Annotated in this window: 19 protein-coding genes; 14 read left to right on the forward strand and 5 right to left on the reverse strand. The window is 63.5% G+C overall.

Annotation, left to right across the window (positions count from 1 at the left end; translation table 11 throughout):
- The coding region (locus VGP39_RS24970; RefSeq protein WP_327570764.1) for a ribonuclease E/G at positions 1–1,401 on the forward strand (1,401 nt) is incomplete at its 5' end.
- Between the two features lie 165 nt (positions 1,402–1,566).
- On the opposite strand, the gene VGP39_RS24975 is transcribed toward VGP39_RS24970, so the two are convergent.
- Positions 1,567–2,124 carry a biotin transporter BioY gene (locus tag VGP39_RS24975; protein WP_327570782.1) on the reverse strand — a complete coding sequence of 186 codons (558 nt, stop codon included), beginning with the start codon at positions 2,122–2,124 and terminating at the stop codon, positions 1,567–1,569.
- Between the two features lie 19 nt (positions 2,125–2,143).
- On the reverse strand, positions 2,144–3,352 hold the full coding sequence (locus VGP39_RS24980) for a pyridoxal phosphate-dependent aminotransferase (protein ID WP_327570765.1): 1,209 nt from the start codon (positions 3,350–3,352) through the stop codon (positions 2,144–2,146).
- A 131-nt stretch (positions 3,353–3,483) separates the two neighbouring features.
- Here VGP39_RS24980 and VGP39_RS24985 point away from each other — a divergent pair, with 131 nt between their 5' ends.
- From VGP39_RS24985 to aat, 10 genes are all read left to right on the forward strand, one after another.
- Positions 3,484–4,857 (forward strand): M48 family metalloprotease, encoded by a 1,374-nt coding sequence (locus VGP39_RS24985; RefSeq protein WP_414644802.1) that lies wholly within the window; start codon positions 3,484–3,486, stop codon positions 4,855–4,857.
- 81 nt (positions 4,858–4,938) lie between these two features.
- Positions 4,939–5,706 (forward strand): DsbA family protein, encoded by a 768-nt coding sequence (locus tag VGP39_RS24990; RefSeq protein WP_327570767.1) that lies wholly within the window; start codon positions 4,939–4,941, stop codon positions 5,704–5,706.
- Between the two features lie 609 nt (positions 5,707–6,315).
- Entirely contained in the window at positions 6,316–6,819 is a 504-nt protein-coding gene (locus VGP39_RS24995; RefSeq protein ID WP_327570768.1) for a DUF1236 domain-containing protein, read from the forward strand.
- Positions 6,820–7,160: 341 nt separating this feature from the next.
- Complete coding sequence (gene aroQ / locus VGP39_RS25000; RefSeq protein WP_327570769.1) at positions 7,161–7,625, forward strand: type II 3-dehydroquinate dehydratase; 465 nt, start codon at positions 7,161–7,163, stop codon at positions 7,623–7,625.
- A 38-nt stretch (positions 7,626–7,663) separates the two neighbouring features.
- Positions 7,664–8,149 (forward strand): acetyl-CoA carboxylase biotin carboxyl carrier protein subunit, encoded by a 486-nt coding sequence (locus VGP39_RS25005; RefSeq protein ID WP_327570770.1) that lies wholly within the window; start codon positions 7,664–7,666, stop codon positions 8,147–8,149.
- 90 nt (positions 8,150–8,239) lie between these two features.
- Entirely contained in the window at positions 8,240–9,577 is a 1,338-nt protein-coding gene (gene accC, locus VGP39_RS25010) for an acetyl-CoA carboxylase biotin carboxylase subunit (protein ID WP_327570771.1), read from the forward strand.
- 111 nt (positions 9,578–9,688) lie between these two features.
- A complete protein-coding gene (locus VGP39_RS25015) occupies positions 9,689–11,221 on the forward strand; it encodes a sensor histidine kinase (RefSeq protein ID WP_327570772.1) in 1,533 nt (510 codons plus the stop codon).
- Positions 11,218–11,658 carry a response regulator gene (locus tag VGP39_RS25020; protein WP_327570773.1) on the forward strand — a complete coding sequence of 147 codons (441 nt, stop codon included), beginning with the start codon at positions 11,218–11,220 and terminating at the stop codon, positions 11,656–11,658. Before VGP39_RS25015 ends, VGP39_RS25020 begins: the two co-directional genes overlap by 4 nt.
- Positions 11,655–12,746, forward strand: a complete 1,092-nt coding sequence (locus VGP39_RS25025) for a sensor histidine kinase (RefSeq protein WP_327570774.1) — start codon at positions 11,655–11,657, stop codon at positions 12,744–12,746. Before VGP39_RS25020 ends, VGP39_RS25025 begins: the two co-directional genes overlap by 4 nt.
- A gap of 169 nt (positions 12,747–12,915) precedes the next feature.
- Positions 12,916–13,593: a leucyl/phenylalanyl-tRNA--protein transferase gene (aat, locus tag VGP39_RS25030; protein ID WP_327570775.1), complete on the forward strand. Its 678-nt coding sequence runs from the start codon at positions 12,916–12,918 to the stop codon at positions 13,591–13,593.
- Between the two features lie 241 nt (positions 13,594–13,834).
- On the opposite strand, the gene VGP39_RS25035 is transcribed toward aat, so the two are convergent.
- Positions 13,835–14,821 carry a DUF2155 domain-containing protein gene (locus VGP39_RS25035; RefSeq protein ID WP_327570776.1) on the reverse strand — a complete coding sequence of 329 codons (987 nt, stop codon included), beginning with the start codon at positions 14,819–14,821 and terminating at the stop codon, positions 13,835–13,837.
- A 219-nt stretch (positions 14,822–15,040) separates the two neighbouring features.
- Between VGP39_RS25035 and VGP39_RS25040 the strand changes: the two genes are divergently transcribed.
- Together VGP39_RS25040 and VGP39_RS25045 are read left to right on the forward strand one after the other, a co-directional pair.
- Positions 15,041–15,823 (forward strand): SDR family NAD(P)-dependent oxidoreductase, encoded by a 783-nt coding sequence (locus VGP39_RS25040; protein WP_327570777.1) that lies wholly within the window; start codon positions 15,041–15,043, stop codon positions 15,821–15,823.
- Positions 15,824–15,857: 34 nt separating this feature from the next.
- Positions 15,858–16,805 (forward strand): alpha/beta hydrolase, encoded by a 948-nt coding sequence (locus tag VGP39_RS25045; protein ID WP_327570778.1) that lies wholly within the window; start codon positions 15,858–15,860, stop codon positions 16,803–16,805.
- A 21-nt stretch (positions 16,806–16,826) separates the two neighbouring features.
- Here the strand turns inward: VGP39_RS25045 and VGP39_RS25050 are convergent, their stop codons facing one another.
- Positions 16,827–17,333 (reverse strand): GDSL-type esterase/lipase family protein, encoded by a 507-nt coding sequence (locus VGP39_RS25050; protein WP_327570779.1) that lies wholly within the window; start codon positions 17,331–17,333, stop codon positions 16,827–16,829.
- A 185-nt stretch (positions 17,334–17,518) separates the two neighbouring features.
- Positions 17,519–18,457, reverse strand: a complete 939-nt coding sequence (locus VGP39_RS25055; protein ID WP_327570780.1) for a GlxA family transcriptional regulator — start codon at positions 18,455–18,457, stop codon at positions 17,519–17,521.
- Positions 18,458–18,553: 96 nt separating this feature from the next.
- Between VGP39_RS25055 and VGP39_RS25060 the strand changes: the two genes are divergently transcribed.
- Complete coding sequence (locus tag VGP39_RS25060) at positions 18,554–19,249, forward strand: DJ-1/PfpI family protein (protein WP_327570781.1); 696 nt, start codon at positions 18,554–18,556, stop codon at positions 19,247–19,249.
- Positions 19,250–19,882: the final 633 nt, after the last annotated feature.

A 19,882-nucleotide genomic window follows, 5' to 3' on the forward strand; every position in this document is an offset into this window, starting at 1 on the left:
ACCGCGCTCAAGACCAACATGGAGGCCGCCGAGGAAGTCGCGCGGCAGCTGCGGCTCCGCGACCTCGCCGGCCTGATCGTCATCGACTTCATCGACATGGACGAAAAGCGCAACAATCGCTCGGTCGAGCGCAAGCTCAGCGATTGCCTGAGACAGGATCGCGCCCGCATCCAGGTCGGGCGCATCTCGCATTTCGGCCTCTTGGAAATGTCGCGCCAGCGCATCCGCGCCAGCGTGCTGGAAAGCTCCACAGAGCCCTGCCCGCAATGCGGCGGCAGCGGCCATGTCCGTTCGGTGTCTTCGGTGGCGCTGCAATTGCTGCGCGGTCTTGAAGAAATCCTGATGAAGGGCGCGACGCACAACCTTGTGGTGCGAACGCGGACCGATGTCGCACTGTATGTACTCAACCACAAGCGTGGCCATCTGCGCGATCTCGAGAACAGTTTCAAGGTGACCCTCGCTGTGGTCGCAGACGCCACCGTGAGCGCCCAGCAGTCGTTCATTATCGACCGTGGCGAGCAGGTGCATACGCTGGAAGCGGCCAAGGCGTTGCTTGCTGCGCAAGTTGCCGCCTTCCCGGCCCACGTCGAAGAAGCCTTTGACGAGGACGAGGCGATCGATATCGATGTCGAGTCGGAAGTGGAAACCGAGGAGACCGAGGGGCTCACCGACGACGCTCCGATCAGCAGCGAGAGCGGCGGCGAGGCCGATGCCGACGGGCGCAAGCGCAAACGGCGGCGGCGGCGGCGCGGCCGCCCGGGTGAGGCGCGCGAAGGCGGCCTTGCGCGCGACGAGAATGAGGCTCCGCAGGTTGCTTCCAATGTTGAAGCCGGCGGTATCGCTGAAGGCGACGGCGAAACCGACGAGGACGAGTCTGAAGAACAGCCCGGCGAGGTTCGCGCCGATCAGGCCGCCGGTGGCGAGCGGCGGCCCCGCCGCCGCGGACGTCGCGGTGGACGCCGCCGTCGCGGCGGTCCCGAGGATGGTCTGATGGGATCGATCGCCGACGAGTTGGGACCAACGTCGGTTTCTGAAGCGACTGCTGCGGTTGCAGATTTTGACGGATATTCGCCTGAGCCGCAGGTACCCGCGCCGCAACCGGAGCCCGTTGCGCCGCAACCCGAACCGCCGCAGGCCGATCTTCAGCAGGAAACGCCCAGCGCGCCCGCACAGGACGAGACCGCGCAAGAAGCAGAAAGAGCCGCCCGTCGTCGTTCCACAGTGCGCGAGAAGGTAAGCTTCGCCGTCAATGCGCAGCCCTCCGAGGCTGCAATGGCCGACGGCGCCGCCCAATCAGAACCGCCTGCCCCCGCGCCTGAGCAGCCCGCATCTGAAGCTGAAACCGCCACGCAGCCGCGCCGCGCCGGATGGTGGTCGCGCCGCTTCGGCAATGGCGAGTAACTTTCGCCGCTAAACAGAAAAACCGCCCGGCACAACCGGGCGGTTTTTGTTCTTGACCCAGGGAAATGCTGTCGTTTGCCGCAGACAACCGCCCCAACCTCTTACAGCCAAAGCAATCAGGCCCATAAGGTCAATGCCGTCGGTATTTTTTTCAACCTGTAGCGATCATCGGCGGCGGCCGACCAAGCGCCGGATCGCCGGGATCATCACGGCGCCAAGCGCACTCTTTATCACCGCCGCTGCAATGAAAGGCGCGACGCCGACGAGCCATGCCTTCTCGACACCGAGCTTGATACCGAATGCAAGCCACGCAAATCCCGCAGCCAGGATGACGACATGGCCGAGTCCCATGGCCACGAACAGGCGCGTAATCGAACGGTCCCATCCACACTCGCTCAGCCAACCCATGACGAAAGCTGCGGCAACGAAGCCCACAAGGTATCCGGCTGTCGGACCGACAAGCGGCGCAAGACCGCCGACGGGACCGGCGAAAACCGGAAACCCCATCGCACCTTCCGCGAGATAGGCCAGCAAGGTCGCAGTGCCCAGCCGCCAGCCATAGGCCGCGCCGATCATCAGCACGACCAGCGTCTGCATCGTCATCGGCACGTAAGGCAGCGGCAAGTTGATTTTCGCCGACAGCGTCAACAAGGCCGTTCCCGCGGCGACCAGAACGATGGCGCGGAGCATGCCGGTAAAGCCATCGGGCCGATTGGGCCACAGGGCCGCGGCGAGCAAAGGATTAGCCATGCGGCGGCGCGCCCTGCGTGAGCCATCGCGTAATGCGCGCCACGGCTTCGCGCATGTCGTCGGCCGAGCGCGCGTAGGAAAAGCGGATGTACCGGTTCCCGCGCACCGGATCGAAGTCGATCCCGGGCGTCGCCGCGACATGCGCCTGTTCCAGCATCTGTTTGGCGAAATCCAGGCTATCGGAGGTGAATTCCGAAACATCCGCATAGAGATAGAAGGCGCCATCGGCGGGCAGAAATTTTTTGAGACCGGCTTGCGGCAAACCCGCGATCAAAATGCGGCGGTTTTCTTCGTAACCCCGCTTCACCTTTTCCATCTCGTCGCGGCCCTCGAACGCCGCCTCGGCGGCTATCTGCGACAGCGTCGGCACCGAGATTGCCAGATTTTGCTGCAGCCGTTCGATCGGGCGCACCAGCGGCGCTGGGACAACCATCCAGCCGACCCGCCAGCCGGTCATGCAGAAATATTTCGAGAACGAATTGATCACCAGCGCGTGCGGCGACAGCCCGGCCGCGGTCACCGCGGGGAAGGCATAATCGAGGCCGTGATAAATTTCGTCGGAGATGAAGCGGATGCCCTCGGCTTCGGCCGCCGATATCAGGCTGGTCAACGCGTCGCGCGACATCATCGTGCCCGTCGGATTGGCCGGGCTTCCGATCAGCACGCCCTTGAGCGGCGCCTTGCGATGGGCGGCGAGCAACGCTTCCCCGGTCAGGGCATGCCGGGTGTCGCTGTGGGTCTCGATCAAGACCGGCTCGCAACCGAGCGCGGTGAGGATATGGCGATATGGCGGATACCCCGGCACCGTTACCGCGACGCGGTCGCCCGGCTCGAACATGGTCAGGAAGGCGAGGATGAAGGCGCTCGACGAACCCGTGGTGACGACGACCCGTTCGGGATCGACGGCGCAGCCATAGGCGTCGCGGTAATGCCGCGCGATGCGCTGGCGCAGCGAGGCAATGCCGAGCGCGGAAGTATAGTCGATCCGGCCCTGTGCCAGCGCTGCGTGCGCGGCCTCGATCGCGGCCCGCGGCGCAGGCGCCGCCGGCTGCCCCACTTCCATATGAATGATATGGCCGCCTGCCGCCTCGATCCGGTCAGCCGCCGCCATCACGTCCATCACCATGAAGGGCGGAACGTCGCTGCGCCCGGACGCGGTCAGCAGGCTTTTGGCACGGTCGCTAAGTGTCGCATCCAACATTGATATCTGCTATTTGACCGCTGCCCCAGACTAGCCGCATTCGACGGATTGTTAGGGCATATATCGGTTTCGAACCTCGGCCAATGATTAAAGAGCACCCGCAACAGACCCGCGCGGCATCGCGCAGCAGGATGTCGAGACTGACCGCGGTCGTCACCGCGGCGGCGCTGGCGCTTGCGCCGATATCGGCACTTGCGCAGGAGAGCAAGGGCCCGGCGCTGCTGCGTGACACCGAAATCGAGCAGCTACTGCGCGACTACACAAGGCCGATCCTGCGCACCGCCGGGCTGGAGAAGCAGAACATCCAGGTGGTCATAATCAACGACGGCGGTTTTAACGCCTTTGTCGCCGACGGCCGCCGTATCTTCGTGAATTACGGCGCGCTGATGAAATCGGACACTCCCAACCAGATCATCGGGGTGCTCGCGCACGAAACCGGCCATCTGGCCGGCGGCCATCTCGCCAAGATGCGCGAGCAAATCGCGCAGGCCCAGACCCAGATGATCATCGCCATGCTGCTCGGCGCCGGCGCGATCGTGGCCGGCGCCAGGAGCGGCAACAGCAACAGCGGCCTCAGCAATGCCGGCGCCGCCGCGATCAGCGCGCCGCAGGCGGTCATCCAGCGCACCCTGCTGTCCTATGTGCGCCAGCAGGAAGAAAATGCCGACCGCGCCGGGGTCAAGTTTCTGACCACCACCGGGCAGTCGGCCAAGGGCATGTACGAAACCTTCAAGCGGTTCACCAACGACAGTCTGTTCTCCGCGCGCGGCGCCGATCCTTACCTGCAATCGCATCCGATGCCTGCCGAACGCGTCGCCGCGCTGGAAGAACTCGCGCGGTCAAGCCCGTATTGGGACAAGAAGGACGATCCGGCGTTGCAACTGCGTCACGACATGATGCGCGCAAAAACCTCGGCGTTCATGGAACGGCAGGATACCGTGTATCGGCGCTATCCGCTGTCCGACAGCAGCCTGCCGGCGCGCTATGCGCACGCGATCACCACCTATCTGCACGGCGATTTGCGCTCGGCGCTCGCCCAGATCGACACCCTGATCCAGACGCAGCCCAACAATCCGTATTTCCATGAATTGCGCGGCCAGGCGTTGCTGGAGCGCGGCAAGCCGGCCGACGCCGTCGTTCCGCTCCGCAAGGCCGTGCAGTTGTCGAATAATGCCCCGCTCATCGAGATGTTACTTGGGCAGGCGCTCGTGGCGTCGGATAATAAGGCCTATACCGACGAGGCCATCGCGATTCTGCGCGCGGCGGTGGCACGAGAAACGCAAGCGCCGATCGGCTATACCCAGCTCGCGATGGCCTATGGCCGCAAGGGCGACTACGCGCAGGCCGATCTGGCCTCGGCGCAGGCCGCATTTCTGCGCGGCGACAATAAGACGGCGCGCGATCTCGCCTCGCGCGCGAAAACCCGCTTCGCCATCGGCACGCCCGGATGGGTCAAGGCCGACGATATCGTCACCGCAAAGCCGCTGCCCGGCCAAAAGAACTGAACGCTTAATAAGTTGCGCCTAACCTGATCGTAGCGCATGGATTTTCACAGAGCCCGAGAACACCTCCGAGAGGATTTGCCAATGCCTTCGTTCCGTTTTCTTAACCTGGCGCTGTTGGCGCTGGCGCTGTGCGGCGCACCCGCGATCGCATCGGCGCAAAGTTTTTCCGAACCTCAGCGCCGCGAGATCGAGAAGATCGTCAGGGATTACCTGCTGTCGCACCCCGAGGTGCTGGAGGAAGTGTCGGCCGAACTGAGCAAACGCCAGGCCGCCGCCGAAACCGTGAAGCATGAAGCCGCCGTCACCAGGAATGCGCAGACGATTTTCAATTCGCCGCGCGGCGTTACGGTCGGCAACAAGGATGGCGACGTAACCTTTGTCGAGTTCTTCGATTACAATTGCGGCTATTGCAAGCGCGCGATGACCGACATGTTCGAGTTGATGAAGTCGGATTCCAAGCTGAAAGTCGTGCTGAAGGAATTCCCGGTGCTCGGGCCGGGCTCCGTTGAGGCGGCGCAGGTCGCGGTCGCGGTCCGCATGCAGGATCCGACCGGCAAGAAATATCTCGACTTTCATCAAAAGCTTCTCAACGGCCGCGGCCAGGCCGACAAGGCCCGCGCGCTTGCCGCCGCGAAGGAGGCCGGGCTCGACATGGCGAAGCTGGAGAAAGATCTTGCCAGCCCGGAAGTACGCGCCACGCTGGAAGAGAATTTCAAGCTCGCCGAGGACATGGGCATGAACGGTACGCCGAGCTACGTCATCGGCAAGCAGGTCGTGATCGGCGCGGTCGGCGTCGACAGCTTGCGGGAAAAGATCGGCGTCGCCCGCTGCGGCAAGGCGACGTGCTGAGGGGTCAACTGCAGGATGGGTTGAGCACGGCGAAACCCATCAAGGCGTCACCGCAAGGGGTGGGTGTAAATCGCTCCAGAGGTCCGGCCCGTTTCCGAGCAGCTTGCCGAAGCGCAAGGCCACCGCCGGCGTGACCGGTTGCCTTTCACGCAGGATGTCGAACAGCGTCTGACGGGAATGCCGAGCAGAGTAGCGATCTCGGTTTGCTCTTGCCGAGCGACGGCGGCAAGCATTTCTCCGGAGTGCATGGGCTGCAGCATTTTCAGCAGAGCGTTTGTTGCCATCATTTCACCTGGATTTCACTTCGCTCCATCCGGCTCTACGCCAAAAATCGTTCATCGCCCATTCACAAAACAAATCCGATGGAACCTGAAATCGCCTGGAACATCGCACGCATCGCTTAGTTGTTGGCGCGGGCAACCCAAATCCCAGGAGAGATAATCCATGAGCAATCGTTATTTGATGTCAGTCGCAGCGGCGGCCCTGATCGCGGGAACCGGCTTCGCCAACGCGCAGGGAACCGGCATGAGCCGAGAAGCCCCCTCGTCAGGCGCCGCTACCACGCAGCAGAGCGCACCGCTGTCGGACCGCGGTTCCACGGCAACGCCGATGAACCGTGATGCTTCGCAAAGCGGCGCGCCCGCCGAAGCGCCGAAGGCCGCTCAGTCCAAGGACATGGCCCCCAAGGGCGAAAAGTCAGCCCAGGATAATGTGAAAGGCGAAAAGGGCGCCGCCGGCAAGGACATGAAGGCCGAGGATTCCAAGGGCGCGGCGCCGAGCAAGGGCACTGCGGACAACAAGGCCGGCTCAACCGCTACCGACAGCAAGACAACGGGCAACGCGGCAACATCGGCAACTGCTGCACCGCCTGCCGAGAAACGAACCCAAATCGCATCAGCGATCAAGTCGGAGAAGATCCAGGAAACAACCAATGTGAATTTCAATATCTCGGTGGGCGCGACTATTCCATCAAGTGTCCGCTTCCACCCGCTCCCGGCTCGGATCGTCGAGATTTATCCGGAATGGCGCGGTTATGAAGTCGTCTACGTGCGCGGCCAGTACATCATTGTCCGTCCGCAGACGCACGAGATCGTTTACATCATCGAAGGCTAGTAACCTCGGAGCAGGTTAGCCCCAGAGTTCAAGAACCCCCGCCCAATTCTTTGGCGGGGGTTTTGCCTTGTCTTTGGCGGGGGTTTTTGCCTTGAAAAGCCAATTTCAAATTTTCGCCTTCCGAGCCGCGCTTGCGGAGGATGCCTTGGGAATCCCGCCAGCTTGCCGAAAGGCGGCTGTTTGGCGCGATAGCAGTCGGATTAATTCAATTACCGTTATTTTTCATCGGGCTTCGATGAATAGACGACGCTTTTAGTTGAGGCCGTACCGCCCTGAGGCTTCCCCTTGGGCCCGTTGTTACCTATAACCCGGCATATCAGCAGCATTGCCGGAAATTCTTGATGGCCAGGACTATCTACGTGCTCAACGGCCCGAACCTCAATCTGCTCGGGACCCGCGAGCCCGAAACCTACGGCCATGCCTCGCTCAGCGACGTCGAAAGACTTTGCGAGGCGACCGCCGCGCAGTTCGGGCTTGCGGCCGATTGCCGCCAGTCCAACCGCGAGGGCGAACTGATCGACTTCGTGCACGAGGCGCATGGAGAAAAGGCGGCCGGCATCGTCATCAACGCCGGCGGCTATTCCCACACCTCGATTGCCTTGCACGACGCTCTGGTCGCGGTGAAAATTCCAACCGTCGAAGTCCACGTCAGCAACATTTACGCCCGCGAAAGTTTCCGTCACCATTCCTTCACCGCCAGGGCCGCGTTCGCGACCCTGTGCGGCTTCGGCATCGATGGATACCGGCTCGCAATCAACGGCCTCGCCGCCAAAATCGGCGCCAAGGACAGCGGCGCCAAGGCCTGAACGGCAACGGCCCAAACAGAAAGTTTCGGATCACGATCATGGCGCGCCAGCCTGAAGACCCAACCGCCGCGAAATCCAAACCAGGCGAGAACTCCGGAGACAGCGCGCTGATTCGCGAACTCGCGCTGCTGCTCGACGAAACCAATCTCACCGAAATCGAGATCGAACGCGCCGATCTGCGGGTAAGGGTCGCGCGTAACATCTCGATCGCGGCAACCATGCCGGCCAACTATCAGCCTGCTGCCGCGCCGGTCGCCGCCGCGGCCGCAATTGCCGACATCGCCAAACATCCGGGCCTGGTGCCCTCGCCCATGGTCGGCACCGCGTATTGGGCATCCGAGCCCGGCGCGAAACCGTTCATCGAGATCGGAGCCAGGGTTACGGCCGGTCAAACGCTGCTGATCATCGAAGCGATGAAAACGATGAATCAGATTCCGTCGCCGCGCGACGGCACGGTGACGCAGATTCTCATCGAGGACGGCCAGCCCGTCGAATTCGGCGAGCCGCTGGTGATCATTGAATAAGCGGCGAATAGCGAGTGGCGAAATAGCGAGTAGTTTTTCTGTATCTATTCGCTGTTCGCCATTCGCCATTCGCCTCTTCGCAAGGACGATATGTTCGATAAAATTCTGATAGCCAATCGCGGCGAGATCGCACTGCGAATCCTGCGCGCGTGCAAGGAGCTTGGCATCGCCACCGTCGCGGTGCATTCCACCGCCGATGCCGATGCGATGCATGTGCGCCTCGCCGACGAGAGCGTCTGCATCGGCCCGGCGGCGGCGAAAGACAGCTATCTCAACGTGCCCGCGCTGCTCGCCGCCTGCGAGATTACCGGCGCCGATGCGGTACATCCCGGTTACGGCTTCCTGTCCGAAAACGCCCGTTTCGCCGAAATTCTTGCCGATCACAACCTGCATTTCATCGGCCCCAAGGCCGAGCATATCCGCCTGATGGGCGACAAGATCGAGGCCAAGAAGACCGCGAAAAAACTCGGCATTCCCGTGGTGCCCGGCTCCGACGGCGCGGTCGGTCCGGACGATGACGCGATGGCGATTGCACAAGCGATCGGATTCCCCGTGCTGGTGAAAGCGGCCTCCGGCGGCGGCGGCCGCGGCATGAAGGTGGCGCAGACCGCGGATGATCTGATGCTGGCCCTGTCCACCGCCGGCAACGAAGCCAAGGCCGCCTTCGGCGATGCCTCGGTGTATCTGGAAAAATACCTGCAGAAACCGCGCCATATCGAGATCCAGGTGCTGGGCGATGGCCGTGGCGACGCGATCCATCTCGGCGAGCGCGATTGCTCGCTGCAGCGGCGGCACCAAAAGGTCTGGGAGGAAGGCCCCTCGCCGGTTCTCGCCGCCGCCGCGCGCGACAAGATCGGCGAGACGGTGGCCAAGGCGATGCGCGAGATAAAATATCTCGGCGTCGGCACCGTCGAATTCCTCTATGAGGACGGCGGATTCTACTTCATCGAAATGAACACCCGCATCCAGGTCGAGCATCCCGTCACCGAGATGATCACCGGCATCGATCTCGTGCTGGAGCAAATCCGCATCGCCGCCGGCGGCGACCTTCCGGCGACCCAGGACGAGATCGCCATTCTGGGCCATGCCATCGAATGCCGCATCAATGCGGAGAACCCCGAGAACTTCCGGCCCTCGCCCGGGAAGATCACGCAATACCATTCGCCGGGGGGGCTCGGTGTCCGGATCGATTCCGCCGCCTATCAGGGCTATGTCATCCCGCCCTATTACGACTCGCTGGTCGGCAAGCTGATCGTCCACGGCAAGACCCGCGGCGAATGCCTGATGCGGCTGCGCCGCGCGCTGGACGAGATGGTGGTGGAGGGCATCGAGACCACTCTGCCGCTGTTCCGCGCGCTGGTCCGGGAGCGCGCCATCATCGATGGCGACTACCACATCCACTGGCTCGAACAGTATCTGGCCAGTTGAGCTGCCGCGAGAATGTTTTTCACCCTGGAACCAATCGGTGGTCTCGCAGTTATGGGGTCGGCCGGGAACCACCCGCGCGGGGGATTGTTGATTTCGCCAGTCAAGAGGCTTGTGACCGCTGACGCCACGCGCCGCCGCGCGATTTGGCAAATCCTGCTGCTTGCGGCGGGATTTTTCGTGCTGGTGGCAATCAGCATAGCATCCGTGATTCTCGTCAACCGAGCGCGTGACGACAATGCCCTGGTGGTGCACACCGTCGAAATGGAAAATCAGATCAACACCTTGCTGCTGGAAATCCGGCGCGCCGAAAGCGCCGCGCGCGGTTACCTGCTCACTTACGGACCGCAGTTTCTGGCCGACCACGCGGCCGCGGTCGCCAGCATCATGCCGGCGGTCGACCAGCTCGCGCAACGTGCATCCGACAATCCGGTGCAGACGGAAAATATCCGGAAATTGCGTCCCGCCATCGAACTGCGGCTCTCCCAGTTCGCCCAGGAAATGGATTTCGTCAAACGGAGCGAGCAGGGCAAAGCGGCCGAACTGGTGCGCGAGGCCGGGTCCGGCGATACCGGCGCCTCAATCCGCGATGCGGCAACGGCGATGCTGGCCGAGGAAACCCGCCTGTTAGCGCTGCGCACCGCGAAAGCAGACCGCACCCAGGTTCTTGCTTCTTCGGTAACGATCGCCGGATCGAGTTGCGTGATAGCGCTCGCCGGTCTCTCGATCTTCCTGGTTCGGCGTTCGGCGCGGGCGCGCGACGAAGCCGAGGCGCAGCTGCGCGACAGCAATCTCAATCTGGAAACGATCGTTCAGGAGCGCACCGCCGATCTGCGCGAGGCCAACGAGGAAATCCAGCGCTTTGCCTACATCGTCAGCCATGATCTGCGCTCGCCGCTGGTCAACATCATGGGTTTCACCAGCGAGTTGGAGGAATTGCGCGGCGATATTTTCAAGCGCATCGCGACGCTCGGCCATGCGTCATCTTCGGCGCCGCTTGTTCCTGATAATGCCACCGATGACGCCGAACCGGTTCTCGAGGGCGCCGACAAGCAGCTCTCGCAGGATTTCACCGAAGCGCTCGGATTCATCAAGTCATCGATCGCCAAGATGGACCGCCTGATATCGGCGATTCTCAACCTCACCCGCGAAGGCCGCCGCGAATTTCAGCCGGTGCAAATCGACACCCGGGAACTCATTGAAGGCATCGTCTCCACCGTCGCGCATCAGGCCGCTGAGGCCGACGCCCAGATCCGGATCGAGCCGCTGCCGGACATCGTCAGCGACCGCCTCGCGCTGGAACAGATATTTTCCAATCTGATCGACAACGCGCTGAAATATCTGAAACCTGGGATGCCCGGCAACATCTCCGTCCGGGGCCGTACAAAACTCGGCTTCGCGATTTTCGAGGTCAGCGACAACGGCAGGGGCATCGATCCCCGGGATCACCAGCGGATTTTCGAGCTTTTCCGCCGCGCCGGTCCACAGGACCGGCCGGGCCAGGGAATCGGACTCGCCCACGTCCGCACCCTGGTGCGTCGGCTCGGTGGCACCATGACGGTCGCATCGGAACTTCACAACGGCAGCACATTCACGATAACACTGCCGCTCAAATGGGCGGCCACCAACCGGAACAGGGAGTCATGAGCAGGCCAGTCAGAATCATCATGATCGAGGACGACGAGGGTCACGCCCGCCTGATTGAGCGCAACATCAGGCGCTCCGGTGTCAACAATGAGATCGTCGCGTTCACCAACGGTACAGAAGCGGTCAACTATCTGTTCGGCGACGACGGCAGCGGTCTCGAGCACAAGGGACAGGCGCTGCTGATCTTGCTCGACCTCAATTTGCCCGACATGACCGGGATCGAGATTTTACGGCGGGTCAAGGAAAACAAATATTTGAAATGCGCCCCGGTCGTGGTGCTCACCACCACCGACGACGCGCAGGAAATCAAGCGCTGCTACGAACTCGGCTGCAACGTCTACATCACCAAGCCGGTGAACTACGAAAGTTTTGCCAACGCCATCCGCCAGCTCGGATTGTTTTTCTCCGTCATTCAGGTCCCGCAAGCCGCCCCATGACCGCCCCCGCGTCCACGCTGTTGTATATCGATGACGACGAGGCACTCGCCCGCCTGGTCAATCGTGGCCTGACGCGGCTCGGCTTCGACGTCGTCCATACAGCCGATGGCGAATCCGGACTTGCACGCCTGCAACAAGGCGGCATCGACGTCATCGCACTCGACCAATACATGCCGGGCCTTGACGGCCTCGAGACGCTGCAGCGGATTCTGAAAATCCCCGATGCGCCGCCGGTGGTGTTCGTCACTGCGTCGCAGGACTCCAAGATCGCGGTGACCGCGCTGAAGGCCGGCGCCGCCGACTATCTTGTAAAGGACACGCTCGGCGATTTCATCCCCCTGCTCCACGTCGCCGTCGAGGGCGCGTTGAAGCAGGCGATGATCCGAAAAGCCCGCGACGACGCCGAGGCCGAGGTTCACGCCTCGCGCGACCGCTACGCTGCGCTCGCCGCGGAACGCGAAGTGTTGCTGCGTGAGGTCAATCACCGCGTCGGCAACAGTCTGCAGATCATCGCCTCGTTGCTGCATTTGCAGGCCAATTCGAGCGGCCAGGACGACGTCAAGGCGGCGCTGACCAACGCCATGGGCCGCGTTGCCGCGGTGGCGCAGGTGCATCGCCGGCTCTACACCTCGCACGACCTGAAAAGCGTGCTGCTCAACCAGTACCTCGAAGCATTGCTCGAGGATCTCAGGCGCTCGGCCGAAGGCAACAAGATGTCGCGGCTGACGCTGCAGGCCGAGCCGATCGAGATCGATCCGGACCGCGCGGTCGCGATCGGGATCATCGTCAATGAGCTGGTGATGAACGCGGTGAAGTACGCCTATCCCGACGGCGCGGGCCCGATCCATGTCGTGCTGAGCGGCAATGGCGACGACCTCGAATTATCGATCGCCGACGACGGCGTCGGCCTCAACGCCAGGACCGATCCGCGCTCCACCGGCATGGGCCAGCGCATCGTCACCGCGATGGCGCAGAAACTGGATGCAAACGTCGAGCGCGATCCCGGCCACCACGGCACGCGCATCGTGCTGCGCTTCCGCCGCATCAATACGCCGGCGCCGGCGAAGCCCGCGAGCGCAGCGGAGTAAGTTCACCATCTCAACGTCATGGCCGGGCTTGACCCGGCCATCCATCTTCTTCGAAAGATTCTTACGCAGATCAGATGGATGCGCGGGTCAAGCCCGCGCATGACAACGTATTTCGGCCTATGCTCGCATGCCCCATCGCGCCCGTCTCGCCCTCCTGTTACAATGCGCCATGAGCTCACGCGACTCCGCCTCCTCGGATATCACCCCTGAAGTGCTGCTGCGCGCGTATGCCTGCGGCATCTTTCCGATGGCGGAAAGCGTCGACGATCCGACCCTGTTCTGGGTCGAGCCGGAAATCCGCGGACTGCTTCCGCTCGACGGTTTTCACATCGGTTCGCGGCTCGCGCGCACGGTGCGGTCGGATGTTTTCCGCATCACCGTCAATACGGCGTTCAAGTCCGTAATCGACGGGTGCGCTGCACCGTATCCCGGCCGTGACGACACCTGGATCAACCGCCGCATCCGTGATCTCTACACCGGGCTGCACGAGATCGGGCATTGCCACAGCGTCGAGGTTTGGGACGGCGACGATCTGGCCGGTGGACTCTACGGCGTCAGCCTCGGCCGCGCTTTCTTCGGCGAGAGCATGTTTCATCATGCCCGCGACGCCTCGAAGGTGGCCTTGGTGCATCTGGTCGCAAGACTGCTCGCGGGCGGCTTCAAGCTGCTGGACACGCAATTCGTCACCCAGCATCTGCGCCGTTTCGGCGCGATCGAAGTACCGCGTCGGCGCTACCGCGCGCTGCTCGACGACGCCATCGCGGGCAACGCGGATTTTTCAAGGTTGCCGATGGATGTGAGCGGCGCGGAGGCGCTGCGGATCATCGCGGGGCGCGAGGCTCTGTAACCTCTCCCCGCTCTTTCGCGGGAGAGGTCGAAGCCGAAGCGCAGCGAAGGCTTCGGGTGAGGGGCGAGGCAGTGCGGCGACAAGAAGCACGGACTCTCGGGTCGGAATCGTTCCAGCAGCGCTATCGCGCGAACCCAAGGATGTTTCGATTGTATTTGATGCGGTGCCCAGCCCCTCACCCGACGCGCATCTGACGATGCGCGCCGACCTCTCCCCGCGAAAGAGCGGGGAGAGGTAAGTGCTACCTGAACAGGTTGAAGAATGGATTGGTCTGTTGCTGGGGCTGCGGTTGGGGCCGCGGCTGTTCCTGCACCTGCTGCTGCTGCGGGAATTGCTGCGGCGGACGTGGCGCGGCCTGCTTCGGCGGCGCACGCTTTGCCGCCACCGGCGGAGGCGGCGGCGGTTTCGGCGGATCAGGCTGCGCGCTGACGATGGTCTGCAACGGTCCTTTGCAGTCGGTCAGCCAGATGTCGTAGATCGGGTGCTCGACGCCGTGCAGGCCGGGGCTTGCCGCGAACATCCAGCCGGAGAAGATCCGCTTCACCTCGCCCTGCAGCGTGATCTCGTCGACCTCGACAAAGGCGTCGGTGTTGGTGGTCTCCGTGGCCGGCCGGGTGTAGCAGGCGTCGGTCTTCACGCGCAGCGCGCCGAACTGCACGGTCTCGCCGATGTCGGCGTCGAAATTGATGATCCGCCCGGTGATCTTGTCGAGGCCGGAAAAACTCGCCTTCTTGTTGACGATCTTGCTGGCGGGCGGCTCGGTGACGACCTCGTCGCCGGGCTGCAAGGTGGCCGCCACCCCCGGCACGCTTTTGGGCTGGCGCTGGCCCGGCGGCAGGGCCGGCAGCGGATTGCCCGGCGGCGGGGCACCGGCGACGCCTTGGCCTGGCTGCGGCGGCGCGACTGCGATGCCGGCGGGCGCGTTCTGCGGAATGACGCTCGTTCCCGGCGGCGGCGCCAGCGGCTGCGACTGCACCGACCCGGGCGGCGGCACGCCCTGCCCCGGCGGCGGACGATTGGGGGTCGGCAGGATGCGGCCCTGCGGCAGCTCGGGCACTTCCTCCTCGTCGTCCTGCTGCTGGACCTGGCCGCGCGGAACATTGCCGGGCGGGCGCGGCGCCGGATCGGAAAACAGGTTGCCGAGCTGGGCGCGCGCCGGCGGCGCGGCCGCGAGCGTCGTGGCGGCGATCAGGGCCGCAAAACCAGTCAGGGCAATGGTTCGAAACATCCGGCGCGGCAACCTTAAGCGAATCAGGGCTCACGACATTGTATCGGAGATCGGAAAGGCCGCTGTCGGCCGCTCGCAATACCCCGGTTAACACGCCGAATACGGCGGGGAAAGGGCGGCCCATCGCCGCTTGCCGTCGGCTGGTCATGCTGCGCCACAAATGAAATAGTGACCGCGGAAATTCCGCGTTAACCGGAACAGCAAGGGAAACGCCATCAAATGCCCGATCGTATCCGTCTCGATGGCAAGGTCGCCGTCGTCACCGGGGCCGCCGGCGTCATCGGCACCGCGGCCATAAAACTGCTCGCCGAGCGTGGCGCGCGCATTGTCGCGGTCGATCGCGACGAGAAGCAGTTGCTGGTCGCGATCAAGGGCCTGCCGGCACAGGCCGAAGCGCATGCGGTCACCGCCGATGTCACGCAGGAGGATGAGGTCGCCGACTACGTCCGCGCGGCGATGGACAAATTCGGCGCCATCGACGTGTTCTACAACAACGCCGGCATCGAGGGCGATATCACGCCCATCTCGCGCTATTCGCTGGAGATGTTCCGCAGGGTGCTCGACGTCAACGTCGTCGGCGTCTTCCTTGGGCTGAAGCATGTGCTGCCGGTGATGCTGAAACAGAACCGCGGCAGCATCATCAACACCGCGTCGATCGCAGGATTGATCGGCTCGCCCGAAATCTCCGCCTACACTGCGAGCAAGCACGCGGTGATAGGTCTCACCAAGAGCGCGGCGAGCGATTGCACCGGCACCGCCGTGCGCGTCAACTGCGTCTGTCCGGGCCTGATCGACAGCCGGATGCTGAGCACGATCATCGCGGGCCGCAATCCCGGCAACGCGCCGGTGCCCAATGAAAAGATCGTCGACCGGATTCCGGCGCGTCGGCTCGGCCTTGCTTCGGAGGTCGCCTCGGTGGTGGCGTTCCTCGCCTCCGACGAGGCAAGCTATGTCTCAGGCTCGGCCTACACCGTCGACGGCGGACGAACCGCGGCCTACTAATCCCGGTTATGCAACAGCAGCAGGTCCCCTTCCCATGCCCGTCGTTCTCGATCCCGACGCCGCCGCCGTCTACAAGGCCTATCAGGAAGCGGGGCGCCCGCCCTACGAAACCGTCTCGCCGGCCGAAGCGCGCGAGCTGTATCTGAAGGGCCGCGCCGTTTCCAATCCCGAACCGCCGGAACTGGCATCGGTGAGAGAGATCGCGATCCCCGGCCCCGGCGGCGCCCTTCCGGCCCGGGTCTACACGCCGAAGACGCTCAGGCAGGCCGACGGCATGGCGCCCTGCCTGGTGTTTTTCCATGGCGGCGGCTGGGTGATCGGCGATCTGGATTCCCATGACGTGGTGTGCCGCGCGCTTGCTCATGAAGGCGAGTTGATCGTGATCGCGGTGGATTACCGGCTTTCGCCCGAGCACAAGTTTCCCGCCGCGGTCGACGACGCCATCGCGGCGACCGCATGGGTTTCTGATAACGCGATGACGCTCGGGCTGGATGCGACGCGGCTGATGGTGGGCGGCGATTCCGCCGGCGGCAATCTCGCCGCCGTAGTTGCGATCCATGCGCGCGACCATGGCGGTGCAAAACTCGCAGGGCAAGTGCTGATCTATCCCGGCACCGACTTCCGGATGACGCATCCCTCGCACCGCGAGCCGGAGACCTCGATCCTGCTCACGCACACCGTCATCCAATGGTTCAAGAACCATTATTTGAACGGTCCCGAAGATATCGACGACTGGCGGGCGTCGCCGGCGCGCGTGGAGAATCTCGCCGGCCTGCCGCCGGCCTATGTACTCACCGCGGGCGCCGATCCGCTGCGCGACGAAGGTGATGAATTCGCCGCCCGGCTCAAGGACGCCGGCGTGCCGGTGACCTACAAGACCTATCCCGGCCAATTCCACGGCTTCTTCACCATGGGCAAACTGCTGCCGCAGGCCATTGTCGCGGCAAAGGAGATCGGCGTGTGGTTGAAGGCGTTGAATTAGCGCTCATGCGCGCGCATTTGGCTAACGCCCGAGCGCCCGCATCACCGACGGAAGCAGCCTGGCCGCGACAGCGGCGTGTCCCTCGGCGGTAAGGTGAACTCCGTCGACTTGCAAATGTTTTCGGGAAACGCCGGCTGCGGTTATCGGAATGATTTTGATGCCGCGGCTGCGAAGCTTTGCCATGATCGACGCGAATTCCGTGTTCTGATCGCCCTGACCTAACCTTCGCGCGTTATACCTGCCGCCGAGCGTACCGAGCAGCACGACCCTGGTCCCGGCGGGAACGGCCTGATCCAGCCGGGCCAGCAGGTCCGCATTGGTGTTGCCGTTGACGCCTGCGTTTACGATGTGCGCGTTGTAGCCTTTTGCGGCAAGCATCCGCTCCAGTTGCGCCGGAAAAGCCTCCGAACTGCTGACGCCTTTGCCGGCGACATTGCTGGCGCCCAGCGCCACGATCTGGGCCTGCGCGCGTTCAAGGCCAAAAGCGTTTGCGAAAAACAACCCGGCGGCCAGACCGAGACCGACCATGACGCGGTTCCCGCGGCTGCGTCGATGCATGGAATTCATGGCTTCATCCTGTCGTCGGGTCGTTGGCGATCCTACACGGGAAACGGGTGGCGGCAAGAAGTGCGGTTTGTCAGTCTGGCTGCTGTTGCAGTTGGGCGCTGGACACAGCGACGTCTGGATTTCCGCAGATAATGTGTTCGCGTCCTCTACCCCGCCCTTGCGGCGCGGCGCAGCGATTGCGGCGGCTGGCCGAAGGCGCGGATGAAGGCGCGGCGCATCCGCTCGGGGTCGCCGAAGCCGGTCGATTGCGCCACCTGTTCGATCGCCTCGGAAGAAGACTGCACGCGCTGCCGCGCCGCCTCGATGCGCAGCCGCTCCACCGCCTTCGACGGCGTGGCGCCGGTCTCGGCGATAAAGGCGCGGGTAAAATGCCGCGAGCTCATGCCGGCCTGCTCGGCCATGTCTTCCACCGTGAGCGGCGCATCGAGATGTTCGCGCGCCCAGGTCAGCAGCGGCGCGAAGCGGCCGGCCGGCGCTTTCAATTCCAAGAGCGACGAGAATTGCGACTGGCCGCCGGCGCGCCGTTCATGCAGCACCAGTTGCCGCGCGGTCTTGCGCGCAACCTCGTCGCCAAAATCCTCCGCCGCCATCGCCAGCGCCAGATCGATGCCGGCGCTGATCCCGGCCGAACTCCAGATGTTGCCGTCGCGCACGAAAATCCGGTCGGGCTCCAGCTTCACCTTCGGGTAGGTTTTGAGAAAGTGCTGCGTGCGCTGCCAATGCGTGGTGGCGCGGCGGCCGTCGAGAATGCCGGCCTCGGCCAATATGTAGGCGCCGGAGCAGACGCTGGCGACGCGCACGCCGCGCTTTTCCGTAGCGCGCACGAAGGCGAGCGTCTTTTCGCATGCCGCCGCCGCGCGAACACCGGGGCCGCCGGCCACGATCAAGGTGGTGATCGCGCCCCCCGGTCTGATGCGGCGCGCAAGCATTTCGACGCCCGACGAACTGCGCACCGCGCCCGGCGTCAACGCGATTGTTTTGATCGACGGTGGCTTGCCGGCGTAGCGCGCCGCGATCTCGAACACCGAAATCGGCCCGGCGGCGTCGAGCAGCTGGAAGTCCGGGAAAATGAGCACGCCGATCATATCAAGCCGATGTCCTGAATTGAGGGAAAATTGGCATTTCAGACGTCAGGCCATCATGCCAGGATGATTGCGTCAAGTCCTCTTGGAGGAATCGCCATGTCCACGCCACTGCAGATCGGTCTTTTGATCTTTCCAAAGGTGACCCAGCTCGATTTCACCGGGCCATTGCAGGTGTTCGCCGGCCTGCCCGGCGCAAAAATCCATCTGATCTGGAAACGCATCGAGCCTGTGCCGAGCGACTCGGTGCTGGTGCTGACGCCGACGATCACCTTGGCGGATTGTCCGCAGCTTGATGTGATCTGCGTACCCGGCGGCGCGGGCACCGACGACCTCGTCAACGACGAAGAAACGCTGGATTTTCTGCGCGCGCAGGCAACGAACGCAAAATACGTCACGTCGGTGTGCACGGGCTCGCTGGTGCTGGGCGCCGCCGGCTTGCTGGAGGGCTACAACGCGGCGACGCATTGGTCGGCGATGCAATATCTACCGGCGTTCGGCGCGACCCCGACCAGGACGCGGGTCTGCGTCGACCGCAACCGCATCACCGGCGGGGGCGTCACCGCCGGCATCGATTTCGCGCTGACGCTGGTATCGATCCTCACCGACCGGAAAACCGCGGAAACCATTCAGCTCGGGCTCGAATACAATCCGGCGCCGCCGTTCAATGCCGGCTCGCCTGACACCGCGCCGCCGGAAATTCTGGCACTTGCGAAAGAGCGAATTGCTGCGATGGGTGCGCGCCGCGGCGATGCGATCAACGAGGCTGCTGCACGGTTAAATCAGCCCGCCTGACTCTTGTCCCGGGCGCGATGCAGCGCTTCTTCAGCGGTGCATCGCAGAACCGGGACCGCCAAAAATACCGCGCTCTGTACGGCCCCGGCTCTGCAGCGCACCGCTTCGCAAAGAGCTACGCGCTGCGCCGCGTCCGGGGCACGGAAAAGAAAAAGGCCGCCCGGTTTGCACCGAACGGCCTTTCCTGTCCTACGGCAGCTCCACATTGACGGGCGATTTCGGACCTCCGCACCGGGGGCCTATGTCCCGGCCGTGTCCTACTCGGGTGCCGCTGCAAATCGGGGCAGTCGCGACTGCGGCCCGAACCGACACGATGGTTTCCCACCTCCGTAAGATGAGCGATTGAACCGCGATCATGGCGCTGGCACAAGGACGCGGCGAAAACTATCCCCGCTGTTAACAGGCGGTGTCCATGAAAATACGCGGGCTGCGTAGGATGGGCAAAGGCGCCCTTGCGCCGTGCCCACCACCTTGAATCGCAATACACATTCCGCCGTCATCCTGAGAGCCTGATCCAAAAATGTATCCGAGTCATTTCAACTACTTAGGAACGACGGTGTTGCGGGGATCTGACCTCAGGCAAATCTGCAGTTATTGCGATGCTCCAACGGGTTTCAACAAGTCGCATCTGAA

This window comes from Bradyrhizobium sp. (genome assembly GCF_036009065.1).
In the GTDB taxonomy this organism is placed as follows: Bacteria; Pseudomonadota; Alphaproteobacteria; order Rhizobiales; family Xanthobacteraceae; genus Bradyrhizobium.

What these genes read in the sequence shown, in the direction of transcription:
- VGP39_RS24980 (WP_327570765.1), bottom strand. Translation starts at nt 3,352, where the DNA reads ATGTTGGATGCGACACTTAGCGACCGTGCCAAAAGCCTGCTGACCGCG.
- VGP39_RS24985 (WP_414644802.1), top strand. Translation starts at nt 3,484, where the DNA reads ATGTCGAGACTGACCGCGGTCGTCACCGCGGCGGCGCTGGCGCTTGCG.
- VGP39_RS24990 (WP_327570767.1), top strand. Translation starts at nt 4,939, where the DNA reads ATGCCTTCGTTCCGTTTTCTTAACCTGGCGCTGTTGGCGCTGGCGCTG.
- VGP39_RS24995 (WP_327570768.1), top strand. Translation starts at nt 6,316, where the DNA reads ATGAACCGTGATGCTTCGCAAAGCGGCGCGCCCGCCGAAGCGCCGAAG.
- aroQ (WP_327570769.1), top strand. Translation starts at nt 7,161, where the DNA reads ATGGCCAGGACTATCTACGTGCTCAACGGCCCGAACCTCAATCTGCTC.
- VGP39_RS25005 (WP_327570770.1), top strand. Translation starts at nt 7,664, where the DNA reads ATGGCGCGCCAGCCTGAAGACCCAACCGCCGCGAAATCCAAACCAGGC.
- accC (WP_327570771.1), top strand. Translation starts at nt 8,240, where the DNA reads ATGTTCGATAAAATTCTGATAGCCAATCGCGGCGAGATCGCACTGCGA.
- VGP39_RS25020 (WP_327570773.1), top strand. Translation starts at nt 11,218, where the DNA reads ATGAGCAGGCCAGTCAGAATCATCATGATCGAGGACGACGAGGGTCAC.
- VGP39_RS25025 (WP_327570774.1), top strand. Translation starts at nt 11,655, where the DNA reads ATGACCGCCCCCGCGTCCACGCTGTTGTATATCGATGACGACGAGGCA.
- aat (WP_327570775.1), top strand. Translation starts at nt 12,916, where the DNA reads ATGAGCTCACGCGACTCCGCCTCCTCGGATATCACCCCTGAAGTGCTG.
- VGP39_RS25035 (WP_327570776.1), bottom strand. Translation starts at nt 14,821, where the DNA reads ATGTTTCGAACCATTGCCCTGACTGGTTTTGCGGCCCTGATCGCCGCC.
- VGP39_RS25040 (WP_327570777.1), top strand. Translation starts at nt 15,041, where the DNA reads ATGCCCGATCGTATCCGTCTCGATGGCAAGGTCGCCGTCGTCACCGGG.
- VGP39_RS25045 (WP_327570778.1), top strand. Translation starts at nt 15,858, where the DNA reads ATGCCCGTCGTTCTCGATCCCGACGCCGCCGCCGTCTACAAGGCCTAT.
- VGP39_RS25050 (WP_327570779.1), bottom strand. Translation starts at nt 17,333, where the DNA reads ATGGTCGGTCTCGGTCTGGCCGCCGGGTTGTTTTTCGCAAACGCTTTT.
- VGP39_RS25055 (WP_327570780.1), bottom strand. Translation starts at nt 18,457, where the DNA reads ATGATCGGCGTGCTCATTTTCCCGGACTTCCAGCTGCTCGACGCCGCC.
- VGP39_RS25060 (WP_327570781.1), top strand. Translation starts at nt 18,554, where the DNA reads ATGTCCACGCCACTGCAGATCGGTCTTTTGATCTTTCCAAAGGTGACC.